At 68.5% G+C, this 15,383-nt stretch carries 12 protein-coding genes; all 12 read left to right on the top strand.

Going from position 1 to position 15,383, the window contains the following annotated elements:
- Positions 1-4: 4 nt before the first annotated feature.
- The 12 genes from ACAM54_RS21040 to ACAM54_RS20985 all read left to right on the top strand — a co-directional run bounded on the left by ACAM54_RS21040 (position 5) and on the right by ACAM54_RS20985 (position 15,380).
- Complete coding sequence (locus tag ACAM54_RS21040) at positions 5-733, top strand: aspartate/glutamate racemase family protein (RefSeq protein ID WP_369648840.1); 729 nt, start codon at positions 5-7, stop codon at positions 731-733.
- 54 nt (positions 734-787) lie between these two features.
- Complete coding sequence (gene hydA / locus ACAM54_RS21035; RefSeq protein WP_369648839.1) at positions 788-2,215, top strand: dihydropyrimidinase; 1,428 nt, start codon at positions 788-790, stop codon at positions 2,213-2,215.
- Between the two features lie 27 nt (positions 2,216-2,242).
- On the top strand, positions 2,243-2,998 hold the full coding sequence (locus ACAM54_RS21030) for an aspartate/glutamate racemase family protein (protein WP_145740376.1): 756 nt from the start codon (positions 2,243-2,245) through the stop codon (positions 2,996-2,998).
- A gap of 63 nt (positions 2,999-3,061) precedes the next feature.
- Positions 3,062-3,769 (top strand): GntR family transcriptional regulator, encoded by a 708-nt coding sequence (locus tag ACAM54_RS21025; protein ID WP_369648838.1) that lies wholly within the window; start codon positions 3,062-3,064, stop codon positions 3,767-3,769.
- Positions 3,770-3,789: 20 nt separating this feature from the next.
- The gene (locus ACAM54_RS21020; protein ID WP_369648837.1) at positions 3,790-4,683 is read left to right on the top strand and encodes a LysR family transcriptional regulator; all 894 of its coding nucleotides are present in this window, start codon (positions 3,790-3,792) and stop codon (positions 4,681-4,683) included.
- Between the two features lie 134 nt (positions 4,684-4,817).
- Entirely contained in the window at positions 4,818-5,792 is a 975-nt protein-coding gene (locus tag ACAM54_RS21015; RefSeq protein ID WP_369651005.1) for a Bug family tripartite tricarboxylate transporter substrate binding protein, read from the top strand.
- Between the two features lie 4 nt (positions 5,793-5,796).
- The gene (locus tag ACAM54_RS21010; RefSeq protein ID WP_369648836.1) at positions 5,797-6,978 is read left to right on the top strand and encodes a CaiB/BaiF CoA transferase family protein; all 1,182 of its coding nucleotides are present in this window, start codon (positions 5,797-5,799) and stop codon (positions 6,976-6,978) included.
- The gene (locus ACAM54_RS21005) at positions 6,975-7,733 is read left to right on the top strand and encodes an enoyl-CoA hydratase (RefSeq protein ID WP_369648835.1); all 759 of its coding nucleotides are present in this window, start codon (positions 6,975-6,977) and stop codon (positions 7,731-7,733) included. Before ACAM54_RS21010 ends, ACAM54_RS21005 begins: the two co-directional genes overlap by 4 nt.
- 169 nt (positions 7,734-7,902) lie before the next feature.
- Positions 7,903-8,814, top strand: coding sequence for a class I SAM-dependent methyltransferase (locus ACAM54_RS21000; protein WP_145740589.1), 912 nt, complete (start codon positions 7,903-7,905; stop codon positions 8,812-8,814).
- A 553-nt stretch (positions 8,815-9,367) separates the two neighbouring features.
- Positions 9,368-10,606, top strand: coding sequence for an HlyD family secretion protein (locus ACAM54_RS20995; RefSeq protein ID WP_369648834.1), 1,239 nt, complete (start codon positions 9,368-9,370; stop codon positions 10,604-10,606).
- Positions 10,607-10,647: 41 nt separating this feature from the next.
- Positions 10,648-11,985: a hypothetical protein gene (locus ACAM54_RS20990; RefSeq protein ID WP_369648833.1), complete on the top strand. Its 1,338-nt coding sequence runs from the start codon at positions 10,648-10,650 to the stop codon at positions 11,983-11,985.
- On the top strand, positions 11,973-15,380 hold the full coding sequence (locus ACAM54_RS20985) for an efflux transporter outer membrane subunit (RefSeq protein ID WP_369648832.1): 3,408 nt from the start codon (positions 11,973-11,975) through the stop codon (positions 15,378-15,380). The genes ACAM54_RS20990 and ACAM54_RS20985 overlap by 13 nt, the downstream gene beginning before the upstream one ends.
- The last annotated feature ends 3 nt before the right edge of the window (positions 15,381-15,383 follow it).

The following is a 15,383-nucleotide window of genomic DNA, read 5'->3' as shown; positions in this document are numbered from 1 at the left end:
GACCATGACCCCACGCAAACTCATCGGCGTGCTCACGCCCTCCTCGAACACCGCGCTCGAGCCGCTGACCAGCGCGATGGTCAGCGGCGTGCCCGGCGTCTCGGCGCACTTCTCGCGCTTCACCGTCACCGAGATCTCGATGCGCGGCGCCTCGCTCAGCCAGTTCGACGACAGCAAGATCCTCGAGGCCGCGCGGCTGCTGGCCGACGCGCGCGTCGACACCATCTGCTGGAGCGGCACCTCGGCCAGTTGGCTCGGCTTCGAGAAGGACGAGGCGCTGTGCGCGCGCATCACCGAGGCCACCGGCATTGCGGCCAGCACCTCGGTGCTGGCGCTCAACGAGCTGCTGGCCGCGCAGGGCGCGCGCACGCTCGGCCTGGTGTCGCCCTATGTCGAGGACGTGCAGCAGCGCATCGTCGCCAACTACGCGGGCATCGGCATCGACTGCGTGGCCGAGCGACACCTCGACCTGACGGTGAACTTCGCATTCAGCGAGGTCGAGCCCGACACGCTGCGCCGCATGCTGCGCGAGGTGGCGCAGCAGCGGCCCGACGCGATCACCATCATGTGCACCAACCTGCACGGCGCGCAGCTGGTGGAAGAGATGGAGCGCGAGCTCGGCATTCCGATCTACGACTCCGTCGCCACCGTGGTGTGGCGGGCGCTGAAAACCGTCGGCATCGATCCCGGCGCCGTGCGGGGCTGGGGCCGGCTGTTCGGGCCGCCGGCCTGAGCGCCTTCGCGCAGCCGCGCAGACAAGACATCGACAGACCCACAGAGAAAGAACATGACCTTCCGCGACCTCGACCTCGTGGTGCGCAACGCCCGCGTTGCCACCGCCAGCGACACCTTCGATTCGGACATCGGCATCCGCGACGGCCGCATCGTGCAGCTGGGCCTGGCACTGCCAGCCGGGCGGCGCGAGATCGATGCCGCCGGCCGCTACGTGACGCCGGGCGGCGTCGACGCCCATTGCCACCTCGACCAGCCGATGGAGCCGCCGGTGCGCATGGCCGACGACTTCGACACCGGCACCCGCGCCGCGGCCTGCGGCGGCACCACCACGGTGATTCCGTTCGCGGCGCAGCACAAGGGCCAGTCGCTGCGCGCCGCCGTGCAGGATTACCACCAGCGCGCCGAAGGCCGTGCCCACGTCGACCACGCCTTCCACCTGATCGTCAGCGACCCGACCGAGGAGGTGCTGAAGCACGAGTTGCCGCAGCTGATCGCCGAGGGCTACACCTCCTTCAAGATCTACATGACCTACGACGACCTGAAACTCGACGACGGCCAGATCCTCGACGTGCTGGCGGTGGCCAGGGAGCACGGCGCAATGGCCATGATCCATGCCGAGAACGCCGACTGCATCGAATGGCTGACCAGGCGGCTCGAAGCCAGCGGCCGCACCGCGCCGCGCTTCCATGCGCATGCGCGGCCGATGCTGGTGGAACGCGAGGCGACCCACCGCGCGATCGCGCTGTCGGAGCTGGTCGACGTGCCGATCATGATCGTGCACGTGTCGGGCCGCGAAGCCGTCGAGCAGATCCGCTGGGCACGTGCGCACGGCCTGAGCGTGTTTGCCGAGACCTGCCCGCAGTACCTGTTCCTGACGGCCGAGGACTTGGGGCTAGACGACAGCTACCTGGGTGCGCGCTGCGTCTGCAGCCCGCCGCCGCGCAACCGCGAGAACCAGCAGGTGATCTGGAACGGCCTGTCCGATGGCCTGTTCACCATCTTCTCGTCCGATCACGCGCCGTTTCGCTACGACGCGCCCGAGGGCAAGAAGCCCGGCGGCGAAGAGGTGGCCTTCCGCCACATTCCCAACGGCATTCCGGGCATCGAGACGCGGCTGCCGCTGCTGTTCTCGCACGGCGTGCTCGACGGGCGCATCACGATCAACCGCTTCGTCGAGCTCACCTCCACCAATCCCGCCAAGGCCTACGGGCTGCATCCGCGCAAGGGCACGATCGCCGTCGGCGCCGACGCCGACCTCGTGGTCTGGGGCACCACGCCGCGGCCGGTCCGCAATGCCGACCTGCATCATGCGGTCGACTACACGCCCTACGAAGGCATCGAGGTCAAGGCATGGCCCGCGCTGACATTGGCGCGCGGCGAAGTCGTGTGGGACGGCGAGCGCTTCCATCCGCGCGCCGGGCGCGGCGAGTTCCTGCGCCGTGCGCAACCGACGCTGCTGCCGGCACGCCGGACCCACTGAAACCCGAACGCCCTGGAGGCCCCCGCCATGAACCTGCTGCTGATCAACCCCAACACCTCGCAAAGCGTCTCGGACCTGATCGCGGCCGAGGCCCGGCGCGCCGCCGCGAGCGACACACGCATCGAGGTGCTGACGGCGCCCTTCGGCGTGGCCTACATCGAGACCCGGTTCGAGTCGCTGATCGGCGCCTATGCGGCCGCCACGCTGGCCGCGGAGCATCACGCGCGGCACGATGCGATCGTGGTTGCGGCCTTCGGCGACCCCGGCATCGACGGCCTGCGCGAGGCGCTCGACATTCCGGTGGTCGGCCTCACCGAGGCGGCGCTCATGAGCGCCTGCCTGCTCGGCAAGCGCTTCTCCATCATCGCGATCTCGCGCCGCATCACGGCCTGGTACCGCGAGTGCGTGCAGGCCAATGGCCTTTTGGAGCGGCTCGCGAGCATCCGCAGCCTGGAGGGACCGCTCAAGGACATCGGGCGCGTGCAGGACGACCATGGCGAGCGGCTGCAGGCGCTCGCCATGTCGGCCGTCGAGGACGACGGCGCGGACGTGATCATCATCGCCGGCGCGCCGCTGGCGGGCCTTGCGCGCTCGATCAAGGACCGGATCCCGGTGCCCGTGGTGGACGGCGTGTCCAGCGCGGTCTGCCATGCGCAGACGCTCGCATCGCTGGCGCCCGCGCCGGCGCGCCTGGGCAGTTTCGCGCCGCCGCCGCTCAAGCCGAACCAGGGGCTGCCCGATGCGCTGGCGCGCCTGCTGGCCCGCGATGCCGCCCGCGCCTGAGGCCGCAGCGGACGCCGCGCGCCACCCGGCCGCGGGGAGGGCTCGTCGATAGAATCGGCTGCGATGTCCACCAAAGCTTCAGTACGCAAGGCCAGTGCCGCCAGCTCCCGCGAGCACAGCGTCGACGAGATTGCCGAGAAGATCTCGGCGGCGATCCTCGAGCACCGGCTCGCGCCGGGCACCAAGCTCGGCGAGGACCGGCTGGCCGCGATCTTCGCCACCAGCCGCGCGAAGGTGCGCGAAGTGCTGGCCCGGCTGGCGCACGAGCAGATCGTCGAGCTGGTCCCGCAGAAGGGTGCTTTCGTTGCCAAGCCGACCATCGAGCAGGCGCAGGACGTGTTCGAGGCGCGCCGGTTGATCGAACCGGGCGTCCTGCGCCGGCTCATCCGCACGCTCGACGATGTGAAGCGGCAGCGCCTGCGCCGCCACATCGACCTGGAGGCCGATGCGCGCAGCCGCGACGACAAGCGCGCCATCGTGCGCCTCTCGGGCGAATTCCACGTGCTGCTGGCCGAGCTCGCCGGCAACTCTGCGCTGGCCCGCTCGATGCGTGAGCTGTCGGCGCTGACCTGCCTGATCATCTCGCTGTACGACGCGCCTACCGCCACCAGCTGCCGCGCGGACGAGCATGAGGAAATCGTCGCCGCGGTGAATCGCGGCGACGCCCAGCGCGCCGAGAAGCTGATGCTCCATCACCTCGACCACATCGAGCAGAGCCTGAAGCTGGACAGCAGCGCGGAAGAAGCCGATCTCGAGAGCGTGTTCAGCTGACGGGTGCGGCGAGCGGCGCCATGAAGCTCGACTCCACCACCGTCCAGCTGGTCCTGTGCATCGCCGAGGAAGGCAGCATCTCGCGGGCCGCCGACAAGCTGAGCTTGGCCGTGGCCGCTGCCTCCAAGCGCGTGACGGACCTGGAGGCGCAGCTGGGCGCCAGGCTGTTCAAGCGCGTGCCGCATGGCGTCTTGGTCACCGAAGCCGGCAGCCGGCTGATGGCGCACATCCGGCAGATCGACAACCTCATCGGCCGGCTCGAAGGCGATGCCCAGGTGCTGGGCCGCGGCCAGGACGGGCGCATCCTCATCGGCGCGCCGAAGGCGGCCATCATCCAGTTCCTTGCGAAGGACATCGCCCGGCTGCGTGACGCCTATCCGCAGATCACGCTGAAGATCCTGGAGGAGAACAGCAAGATCGTGCAGCAGCTGCTGCGCGACAAGGTGATCGACGTCGGCATCTACGAGAAGAAGAGCGGATTCCTGGACCTGCCGAAGTTCGACTACCGGCAGGACCGGCTGGTGCTCGTGTACAGCCGCCGGCATTTCCGGTTTGCGGCGGAGGGGCCGGTGGGCATCGACGACTTCCTGGACTTGCCGGTCGTGAGCCTCGGCAAGGGCTCGGCGATCCTGTCCGCCCTGCAGGGGGCCTACCGCAGCCGCGGCCGATCGTTCCCGAACAACTTCTCGACCAGCGGTTTCGACACCATGCTCGCGCTGGTGCGCCATGGCCTGGGCGTGGGCCTGATGCCGCCCGAGGTGCTGCGCAGCTTCCACCCCGAAGACGACCTGGGCTCGGCCGAGATCGAGGGCGACTGGCACCAGCGCGCCTATGTGCTGTCTTGTGTCGAAGGCCACGCGCAGGCGCAGACGCTGCGCAACGTGGTGGCCCAGTTGATCGGCGCCAGCACCTAGAAGAAAGCAGCGCTCCTGCGGCTGCGGCTTCGCGGATCACGAAGCCAGGCATGCCTTCCACGTTCTTGCGACGTTCTCTGCGCTACGGGAGAGTAGCGGCACGACTACAGCAGAGACAAAGGACGCACGACATGATGAAACGCCGAGACTTCATCGCGGCCAGCGCCGGCGCGCTGGCCGCACCCTGGGCCCTGGGAGCCACCGAGCTGCCCAAGGGCATCGTCAAGATCTACGTGGGCTGGGCGCCCGGCGGCGGCACCGACGTGTTCGCCCGCATCGTGGGCCAGCAGCTCTCGCAGCTGTGGGGCCGCTCGGTGGTGGTCGAGAACAAGCCCGGCGCCACCGGCGCGCTGGCCGCGGACTTCTTTGCGCGCACCCGCTTCACCGAGGGCGTGAACCTGCTGATGGCCCACGTCAACACGCACGCCATCTCGCCGCACATCTTCAAGAGCATCAGCTACGACCCGCTGAAGGACTTCGCGCCCGTTGCCATGGTCGGCGCCACGCCGCACATCCTCGTGACCCGCGCGAAGAACTCCGCGGGCTCGGTCAAGGAGGTGGTCGAGCAATGCAGGCAAAGCCCGGGGAAGATCAGCTTCGGCTCCTCCGGCACGGGATCGGTGCAGCACCTGGCGGCCGCGATGTTCAACATGGCGGCCGAGGTCAAGAGCATCCACGTGCCCTACAAGGGCTCGGGTCCGATGCAGACGGACCTGATCGGCGGGCAGATCGACTACAGCTTCGACACCATGACGGCGGCCACGGCGCAGGTCAAGGCCGGGCGCATGGCGGGCATCGTGCAGACGCGCCTGCAGCGGGCCAAGGGCTTTCCCGACATTCCGACCATGGACGAACAGGGCTTCAAGGGCTTCGACGTTTCCAGCTGGTATGGCGTGGTCGGTCCCAAGGACATGTCCAGGGACCTGGCTCTGCAGATCAACGCCGACATCAACAAGGTGCTGGCACTGCCGGATGTGGTTGCGCGCTTCGACGGCTATGGCGTGGAGGACGGCGGCGGATCGGTCGACAAGTTCGCGGCCTTCATGGCCGCCGAGTTCAGGAAATGGGGCGAGGTGGTGCGCACCGCCAAGGTCACCGAGGAGGGCTGAAAAAATGAACCAGGCAAGACAACTGCCGCTGCAGGGCATCCGGGTGCTGGACGTGAGCCAGGTCATGGCCGGGCCGTTCGCCTGCATGCTGCTGGCCGACCTCGGGGCCGATGTGATCAAGGTCGAGCCGCCGGGCGGCGACCAGACCCGCGGTGCCATGGGCTTCAAGATGAAGGGGCCGGACAGCATGGGCTTCCTGAACATGAACCGCAACAAGCGCTCGCTGACGCTGGACCTCAAGAGCGAGGAGGACCGCGCGGCCTTCTACAGGCTGGCCCGGACCGCCGACGTGATCGTCGAGAACTACCGTCCCGGCGCGGTGCAGCGCCTGGGCATCGACTACGAGTCGATCAAAAAGATCCATCCGAAGATCGTGTACGTCAGCATCTCCGGCTTCGGCCAGAGCGGCCCGTGGGCCGAGCGGCCGGGCTTCGACCTGATGGCGCAGGCCATGTCCGGCGTGATGAGCGTGACCGGCTACCCCGGCGAGAAGCCGGTCAAGGCCGGCGTGCCCGTGGCCGACATCGGCTGCGCGCTGTTTGCCACCTACGCGCTGCTGGCGGCCTACATCGGTGCGCAGAAGTCGGGCGTGGGCCAGCACATCGACGCCTCGCTGTTCGACGCGGCCATGGCCTTCTCGGTCTGGGACATGTCCGAGTACTGGGGCACGGGCGTGCGGCCGACACCGCTGGGCACCAGCAACAAGATGAGCGCGCCCTACCAGGCGGTCAAGGCGCGCGACGGGTATTTCGTGATGGGCGCGACCAACCAGAAGCTCTGGACCCGGCTGTGCGAACTGCTGCAGCGGCCGGACCTCGCCCTGCACCCGGACTACGCCAGCGTCTCGCTGCGCCTGAAGAACCGCGAGGCGCTGATCGAGGTGCTGGAACGGGAGTTCGGCCGGCGCGACAGCGCCGACTGGATCGACGCCATGCTGGCCGCCGGCATCCCGGCCGGGCCCATCCTGTCGTATCCGGAGGCCTTCGAGGGCGAGCACGGCACGCACCGCCGCATGTGCATGGAGATCGACCACCCGATCGAGGGCAAGGTCAGGAACATCGGCTTTCCCGTCAAGCTGCTGGGTACGCCGCAGCAGGTGCGCCGGCACCCGCCATTGCTGGGCGAGCACAACGAGGAAATCCTGGCCGAGATCAACGCGCCGGCCGGCGCGGCGGTGGCCTCATGAGTGCTGCTGAATGCGTGCAGCTCGGCGTCCATGCGTCGGGCGTGGCCGAGATCGTGATCCATCGCCCCGAACGCCACAACGCGATGACGCGGGAGATGTACGAGGCGCTGCTGGAGCACATCGGCACGTGCGCGCGCAACCCGGCGGTGCGCAGCGTGCTGTTCAAGGGGGCGGGCGGCAAGTCTTTCATCTCGGGTACGGACATCGCCCATTTCAAGGACTTCCAAAGCGGCCGCGACGGCATTGCCTACGAGGCTTTCGTGGAGCGCGTCATCGATGCGGTCGAGCGCATGCCCTTGCCCACCGTGGCCGTGGTCGACGGCTGGGCCGTGGGCGGTGGCCTGGCGCTGGCCACGGCCTGCGATTTCCGGGTCTGCAGCGACGCATCGCGCTTTGGTGCGCCAATTGCCAGGACGCTGTCCAACACCTTGTCGTCGCGCAACATCGCGCGGCTGCAGGCCGCCCTGGGCGTGCCGCGGGTCAAGCGGATGCTGCTGCTCGCCGACCACCTGACGGCACAGGAAGCGCTGGCCTGCGGCTATGTGCATGCGGCCTGTGCGGCGGGCGAGCTGGATGCCGCAGCCCATGCGCTGGCAGGGCGGCTCATGGCGCTGTCGCCGGTCACGCACAAGGCCGTGAAGGAGAGCATCCGCCGCATCGTCGCCGAGCAGCGGCTGGACGACGATGACCTGATCGACGAGGTGTATGGCAGCCAGGCATTCCGCGACGGGGTGGCCGCTTTCATTGGACGATGACAGGCGAATATCGATGCCTGAGATGACCCAAATGAGGTAACCAACAGGTCAGTTTTTAAATCGCGCAGCTTGTAAACGTATTAAAAATACTGACAGCGGAATCCAAAGTCATGTAATTCTTAAGCATAACTTGTCTCAATGCCGGCCCCGGTTTTTTGAAGGATTCAAGATGATTGGAGACATCTTATTGCCGCACGCGAGCTTGAAACGCTCGGGGGCTTACTTCGAATCGGGGCTCGAACGCAAAACCGACGCCATTACCGCCAATGCCACCTATTTTGGAAACGCGCAGTGGGCCCAGGAATACCTGGATTTCTGCCACCGCGATGCGCATTTCAAGAGCCGGTGGCTCGCGGCCGCCGGCGACTGGACCGACAAGGTGGTCATCGACCTGGGCTGCGGGCCGGGCAATATCTTTGCCACCCTCGGTGGAAAGCCGCGGCTCCTGATCGGCGTGGACGTCGCGCCCGGCTCGCTGGAACTGGCGGCCAAGCTGGGCTATACGGCGGTGCTGGCCGATGCGGCCTACACGCCTTTTCGCTCGCAGGTGGCGGACATCGTCGCCATCAATGCGTCGCTGCACCACTGCGACGACATGGCCGCGGTGCTGCGGGAGGGGGCGCGGCTGGTGAAGCCGCATGGACTTTTGGTCACCGACCATGATCCGCAGCTCACCGCCTGGGATTACAGGGGCCTCGCCAGGCTGATGTGGGATGCGCGGCTGTGGGTCTACCGGGCGATCGGGCATGGCTTCCACAAGACCGGCAGCCAGCAGTCGTGGGGGCTGCGGACCGAGGTCCATCACCAGCCGGGCGACGGGGTCACGAAGGAATTCTTCCATTCGACGCTGGAGCCGCTGGGTTTCGAGGTGCGCGTCTACCCGCACAACCACCAGATCGGCGCCGATGCGCTGCGCGGCGTGGTGGGGCCGGCGCAATGGAAATACCGCCTGGGCAACATGCTGTCCGGCCGGCGGCCCTCGTCGCCTACGAGCGCGCTGTCGCTGATGTGCGTGGCTCGGCGTCGCGGCGAGCCCGCATCGGTTGCGGCGGCCGTGCCGGAACAGCGAACACCAGGATGACCTCGCATCCGGCTGGGCCGTTTCCGGCTGCATCCCTGTTGGGATGGCTGCGCCAGGCGGCCTGAACAGCCCCGGACACGATCGGTATCGTTACTGAATCTTCCCCGCAGCCACATTTCCGCGGCTTCGCGGTCAAATGACGAGGTGCCCTGCCGTGCCGGCTTGCGGCACCTTTTGCCCCGGCCTCTCCGAGGGAAAACCCGGCCCTTGCGCCGCCGTGCATGCCCAATGCGGCCTTTTGTGGTCAATTGCGCGCAATCCGACACCAATGTAGGACTTTTTCTCGACCCTCGGTGTTGCCGGAATGTGAATTGAGCACATCTTGTTTCGCACCGAAGCAGTCCTGACCAGGGTTTGGACGTACCTTGATATTGCACCGCAACATGCGGACGCGAGTTCGTGGCTCGGCGTCCGTGTGCTGCGGGCAGGTCCTTCAATTTGATATCGCGCCGCTTCATGCGGCGCGATTTGGTTTTCACGAGAGGTGGCTATGCGTGTGTCAAAACCGGGTTCGGTTCTCTTTCCTCAGTGCCAGCGGCGCATCGCTGGTGCCATGGGCGGCCGCGTTTCCGGCGCTGGTTGCCGGCGCCGGCAATCGGGCGCCTTCGTTCCCAAGCTCGCGGCCTATGCGCTGCTGGCCTTCGTGCTGTGGCTGATGGTTGCCACGCTGGTCCAGCCGCTGTTGTCTTCGCAGGCCACCCGCGCCGTCCTGCAGGCGCCGGTGGGGCTGATCACTTCGCCGATCAACGGCGTGGTGTCGCAGATGGTGGTGCATGCGCGCGACAAGGTGGAGCCCGGCACCATCGTGGCCACGGTGCGCAACCCGACGGTGAGCCAGGAAATCCTCACCACCCTGAGGTCGCAGCGTCTTTCGCTGCAAAGCCAGCTGGCCCAGCTCGGCAACCAGTACAAGTCCGACAACCAGGAGATGCGGTCCGTCGGCCAGGAAGCCGGCGTTCACCGCGAAGCCTCGCTGGCCCAGGCCTGGGAGGCCTGGCAGATCGCGCGGCGCCAGCGCGACGTGGCGCACAGCGTGGTGGAAGAGCAGGAGAACAAGGTCCGCACCAACCAGGCACTGCTGGAGCAGGGCGCGATCAGCGAGCAGGTGATGAACGCCTCCATGGCGCAGCTGAACACGGCGCGCGCCAATGCCGCGGTGGCGGAACAGTCCTTTGCCGGCCAGGCCCAGACGGTGGCGAGCGCCGGGCAGGGCGCCTTCGTGGGCACAGGCGGCAGCAACTTGTTCCAGACGCTCGCCAGCCGCCGCGAGGCGCTGCGCAACAGCGTCGGCCGCGCCCAGCAGGACGCCTCCGCCATCTTCAAGCAGCTCAAGGAGGTCAGGGACCTCGAGGAAGAGGAGCGCCGCCGGGTCGAAAAGCTCTCCTTCTACGAAATCAAGGCGTCGCAGGCGGGGCAGGTCCATTCCGTGCTCGCACCCGAAGGCGCGTATGTCACGGCGGGTGCCTCGCTGGTGCGGGTGACCGACTGCAGCCGGCTCGGCGTGGTGGCGGTGTTTCCGGCGCGGGTGGCCAAGCGGCTGGGTATCGGCTCCGTGCTCGACGTGAAGCTCGCTGAATCCGCTAGGCCCGTGCCGGCGCGCGTGGAGCAATTGCTGCCCGTGGCCTCGGACGCGCTGCAGAGCACCTACAGCGTGCCGTTCCCGTTTGCCGAGCAGGGTTCCATCTACGCCGTGGCCCGCATCGAAGGCAAGGAGCCGCAGGAGGCTCCGCCGGACGGCGGCAGCAACATGTGCGCGCCCGGCAAGGTGGTGTCGGCCAGCCTCAGGTCCTGAGCGCAGGCGCATAGGCACCCCGTTCGCATCGGAACAGAACCATGTCGGTCTTCCCGTTTTCCCGGCCCCTGGCGTCCTGCCTTGCCGCATCGATGGCACTGGCCTTGCCGATGTCCGCTGCCCTTGCCCAGCCATCTCCGGGCCGGCAGGCCGCCAGCGCCACGCAGCAAGCGCTGGCGCGGCAAAGCTGCGAGGGGCTGCGGCGCGCGGTTGCCGAGGACCAGAAGGGCGCAGCTTCCGGCCCGCTGTTCCTGGCCAGCTACCGCGTCGCCGACCCGAAGCAGGGCGCGCCGCTGGAGCCTGCATTGGCGGGCGCCGCCTTCACCTATGACAACGCGCTCGCGGGCATCGCGTTGCTGGCCTGCGGCGACGCGGCCTCGGCCCGGCGCATCGGCGATGCCGTGGTGCGCGCCATGGAGCGCGACCCGAACACGGCCGACGGGCGCGTGCGCAACGCCTACCGCGCCGGCCTGATGACCGAGGAAAAGGCCGCGCTGCCGGGGCGCTGGGATGCGGCCAGGAACCAGTGGATCGCCGACGCCTACCAGGTGAGCACGGCCACCGGCAACGTGGCCTGGGCCGCCTTGCTGCTGCTGAACCTGAACGAGGCCGAGCCGTCGCCCGCCTACCTCGCGGGCGCGCGCCGGCTGCTCGGCTGGATCGAACAGCGCACCCGCGGCAGGAATGCACCCGACGGCTACAACGGCGGCTGGTACGGCTGGGACAACGCGCAGCGCGCCCAGACCTGGAAATCCACCGAGCACAACATCGACATCGCGGTGGCGGCCGCCTGGGCGGCGAAGAGCGCCGGTGGGCAGGCCGAAGCCGAACGCCAGCAGGCGCGCACCGCGCTCGACTTCGTCAACCGCATGTGGAACGCATCGGAGCAGCGCTTCAACATCGGCACCAAGGAAGACGGCGCCACCATCGCAACGGATGGCTCCGGCCTCGATGCCCAGCTGTGGCCGCTGCTGGCGGCGCCCGAAGGTTCCTGCCCCTGGATGAGGGGGCTCGACTGGGTGGAGAAGCACCATCGCTTCGGCGAAGGCTACGGCTTCTCGCGCAGCCCCGACGGCATCTGGACCGAGGGCAGTGCCCAGGCGGCCGCCACGCTGGTGGCGCGCAAGGGCGCGGCGCCCGAGGCCCTGTGGCAGCTGCTGGCGTCGCAGCGCGCCGGCAACGGCCTTTACTACGCCACTCCCAGTGCCCGCATATCGACCGGGCTGGCCATCGGCCCGGACTCGGCCGGGGCCGACTTCTTCTACTACCGCTGGCCACACTTGGGCGCGACTGCCTGGATCGCGCTGGCCGCCACGGGGTTCAACCCCTTCACCGGCAAGACCGCCGCAACAGGAGCTACGTCACCATGTCCCACCTGATCGCCACACCGGAGTTCCAGCTCAACGCACTCGTTGCGGGCTTGGCCCTCCTCCTGATGACGTGGGGGCGGATCGACCGCACCTCCCACCGCGCGCTGTTCGGCGCGCTGACCGCGCTGCTGCTGATGCGCTATGCCGTCTGGCGCGTGGTTGCGACCATGCCGCCTTCGGACCTGGGCTTCGAGACCCTGTTCGCCTGGGTGTTCCTGTGCTTCGAGCTGACGGCCATCGTCTACACGCTGATGTCCATCCACATGCTGGTCCGGCGGCGCGACAACCACCAGCTGGCCGACCGCGGCGAGGCGCTGCTGCGCGGCCGCGGCGCGCAGGTGCCGGCGGTGGACGTCTTCATCTGCACGTACAACGAAGAGCTGGCGGTGCTGGAGAAGACCATCATCGCGGCGCAGGCCATCGACTATCCGAACCTGAACGTGTGGGTGCTCGACGACACCCGGCGCGACTGGCTGCGCGAGTATTGCGAACGCAAGGGCGTGCACTACGCGCGCCGGCCCGACAACAGCCATGCCAAGGCCGGCAACCTCAACAACGGCCTGCGGCTGTCGGCGGGCGTGACCAATGCGCCCTACATCCTGGTGCTCGACGCCGACTTCGCGCCGCAGCGCCAGATCGTCTACCGCATGCTGGGCCTGTTCGCGGACCGCAAGGTCGGACTGGTGCAGACGCCGCAGTTCTATTACAACGCCGACCCCATCCAGCACAACCTGCGCGCCACCGACAGCTGGGTGGACGAGCAGCGCGTGTTCTTCGACGTGCTGCAGCCCGCCAAGGATGCCGTCGATTCGGCCTTCTGCGTGGGCACCTCCTTCATCGTGCGGCGCGACCTGATCACCGCCGCGGGCGGCTTTCCGGTCGGCAGCGTGTGCGAAGACATCCACACCACCTACCTGCTGCTGCGGCACGGCCACATCACGCGCTGGCTCGGCGAGCGGCTGTCGAACGGCCTGTCGGCCGAGAGCATCGTCGACTACATCAACCAGCGCAGCCGCTGGTGCCTGGGCACGGTGCAGCTCGCGCTGCTGCCCGACGGCCCGCTGCGCGGCCGGGGCTTCAGCTTCCCGGCGCGGATGCACTTCCTGCACGGGCTGCTGCACTGGCTCGGCAAGCCGTTCATGGCGATGGTCATGCTGGCGCCCGCGCTCTACTGGTATGCCGGGGTCTCGGTGTTCCATGCCACGCCGCAGGCCTTTGCTTCCTTCGGACTGCCGCCGCTCGTCATGTTCTGGGCCTACAGCTACTGGATCAGCGGGCGGCGCTGCCTGCCCGTGTTCAGCGAGGTGAGCCAGCTGGTGGCGGCCATGGCCGTCACCAGCACGCTCGCGAGCGCCGTGCTGCGGCCTTTCGGCCGGCCTTTCAAGGTGACGAACAAGGGGCTCGACCGCTCGAAGACGGTCGTGCATTGGAAGCTGGTCGCCATGTTCGGCGGGCTCCTGGTGGCGCTGCAGCTCGGCGGCGCGTCGGTCGCCTTGAGCGGCGAGGCGCTCACGCCGGGCGACGAGCTCAACCTGGTGTGGACCGGCATCGCACTGCTGCTCTGCCTGGCTGCGCTCATGGCCTGCGTCGACCTGCCGCGGCCGGAGCAGGAAGAGCGCTTTCCCTGGCGTGCGCGCACCCGGGTGCGCACCGCGGCGGGCGAGGGCGAATCACGCTTCGTCAACATCGCGGCCGACGGCGCGCTGCTGGAAGCCAAGGCCCCGCTGAAGCGCCTGCGCGTGGGACAGCCGCTGGAGGTCTACGTCGAACCGGTGGGATGGCTGCCGGCCCGCCTGGCCGCCAGAAGCTCCGCGGGCGCCGAACTGCGCTTCGCCGGCACCGAGGCCCAGCGCGAGCAATTGGTGAGCCACGTCTTCAACGTGCCGCCGAGCCACGTCGCGGTCCAGGTGCGGCCATGGAAGGCCGCGTCGGCCTTGCTGGCGAGCGCGGGCTTCGGATCTCCCGGCGCGGGCTTCGTGCGGCTGGCCCTGCGGCTGCTGCTGCTGGTGCTGGCGACCTGCGTGGTGCTGGTGGTGAGCGGATGCAATCTGACGCCGCCGCTCAAGCAGCCCGACCTGACGGTGCCCTCGCAATGGCCGGCCGGCACGACGGCGCCGAATGCGGAACCCGTCGACTGGCGCAGCTTTGTGCAGGACGACGAATTGCGCGGGCTCATCACCACCGCCCTCGCGCAGAACCGCGACCTGCGCGCCTATGCCGCCCGTGCCCGCGAAGCCCGGGCCGTGTATGCCGGCAGCCGCGCCTCGCTGTTTCCGCAGATCGGCCTGTCGGGCCATGCGCAGCGGGCGCAGACCACCACGCAGGGTTCGCTCAGCCCGCTGGGCAACGTGCCGACCGACGGCCGGGCCTCCAGCAGCTTCGACATCCAGGCTGGCGTCACCTCGTACGAGCTCGACTTCTTCGGCCGCCAGCAGAGCGCGACCCAGCAGACCGGTGCGCTGGCCGAGGCGGGCAACAAGGACTTTGCGGCTGCGCACATGAACCTGGTGGGAGAGGTGTCGAATGCCTACCTCACGCTGCGCGCCGACCGCGCCCTGCTCGCCCTGGCCAATGCCAACGAATCGGGCCTGGCCGCCAATGCCGACATGATCGGGCGCGCCAAGGCGGTGGGCGGCGCGGCGCAGCTGGACGTCTACCGCGCGCAGTCGCTGCTGCAGAACGCCCGCGTGAAGCAGGAGGAATTCCGCATGCGTGTCGCGCAGGATCTTCAGTGGCTGAACGTGCTGGTCGGCCAGCCGGTCTCGCCCGACACGGGCAGCGCCCGGCCCTGGCCGCAGCGCTCCACCGCGCAGGTGGCGGCGGGCCTGCCGTCCAGCCTGCTGCAGCGCCGGCCCGATCTGCTGGCGGCCTATTCGCGTGTCGAAGCCGCCAATTCGGGCGTGGGCGCGGCCAAGGCCGCAATGCTGCCGACCATCTCGCTCACGGCGCTCGCGGGCGGCGTGAGCCGGGAGCTGTCGACGCTGCTGGCGAGCGGCAACAGCAGCTGGGCCGGGGTGCTGGGGGTGTCGTTGCCGCTGTTCGACTGGGGCCGCCGTTCGGCCAACATCACGGCCAACGAGGAGCGGCTGGCAGCGGCCATGGCGTCCTATGAGCACGCAGCGCAGATGGCATTCCGCGAAACCGCCAACGCCCTGATTGCCGATGACCACCTGCGCCCGCAGCTGGAGGCGCAGCAGGCTCGCGTGCAGGCGCTGGAGAAGGTGGCGAACATTGCGCGCACGCGCTTTCGCAGCGGCCTGGAAGACTACTTCGCGAGCCAGGATGCCCAGCGCGAGCTCTATGCCGAGCAGCAGCAGCTGATCGAGCTGCAGCTCAAGGAGGCCGTGAACATGGTCAACCTCTACAAGGCGCTGGGCGGAGGGTGGCAGGGTGCACAGGCCTGAGCC

Origin of the sequence: Variovorax sp. V93, assembly GCF_041154485.1 — a bacterium.
Taxonomy (GTDB): domain Bacteria; phylum Pseudomonadota; class Gammaproteobacteria; order Burkholderiales; family Burkholderiaceae_C; genus Variovorax; species Variovorax beijingensis_A.
This window is presented reverse-complemented; position numbering and strand designations above follow the sequence as displayed.

Excerpts from the sequence above, each read along its gene's own strand:
- ACAM54_RS20990 (WP_369648833.1), top strand. The coding sequence starts at position 10,648 with ATGTCGGTCTTCCCGTTTTCCCGGCCCCTGGCGTCCTGCCTTGCCGCA.
- ACAM54_RS21010 (WP_369648836.1), top strand. The coding sequence starts at position 5,797 with ATGAACCAGGCAAGACAACTGCCGCTGCAGGGCATCCGGGTGCTGGAC.
- ACAM54_RS21020 (WP_369648837.1), top strand. The coding sequence starts at position 3,790 with ATGAAGCTCGACTCCACCACCGTCCAGCTGGTCCTGTGCATCGCCGAG.
- ACAM54_RS21000 (WP_145740589.1), top strand. The coding sequence starts at position 7,903 with ATGATTGGAGACATCTTATTGCCGCACGCGAGCTTGAAACGCTCGGGG.
- ACAM54_RS20985 (WP_369648832.1), top strand. The coding sequence starts at position 11,973 with ATGTCCCACCTGATCGCCACACCGGAGTTCCAGCTCAACGCACTCGTT.
- ACAM54_RS21030 (WP_145740376.1), top strand. The coding sequence starts at position 2,243 with ATGAACCTGCTGCTGATCAACCCCAACACCTCGCAAAGCGTCTCGGAC.
- ACAM54_RS21025 (WP_369648838.1), top strand. The coding sequence starts at position 3,062 with ATGTCCACCAAAGCTTCAGTACGCAAGGCCAGTGCCGCCAGCTCCCGC.
- ACAM54_RS20995 (WP_369648834.1), top strand. The coding sequence starts at position 9,368 with ATGGGCGGCCGCGTTTCCGGCGCTGGTTGCCGGCGCCGGCAATCGGGC.
- hydA (WP_369648839.1), top strand. The coding sequence starts at position 788 with ATGACCTTCCGCGACCTCGACCTCGTGGTGCGCAACGCCCGCGTTGCC.
- ACAM54_RS21015 (WP_369651005.1), top strand. The coding sequence starts at position 4,818 with ATGAAACGCCGAGACTTCATCGCGGCCAGCGCCGGCGCGCTGGCCGCA.
- ACAM54_RS21040 (WP_369648840.1), top strand. The coding sequence starts at position 5 with ATGACCCCACGCAAACTCATCGGCGTGCTCACGCCCTCCTCGAACACC.
- ACAM54_RS21005 (WP_369648835.1), top strand. The coding sequence starts at position 6,975 with ATGAGTGCTGCTGAATGCGTGCAGCTCGGCGTCCATGCGTCGGGCGTG.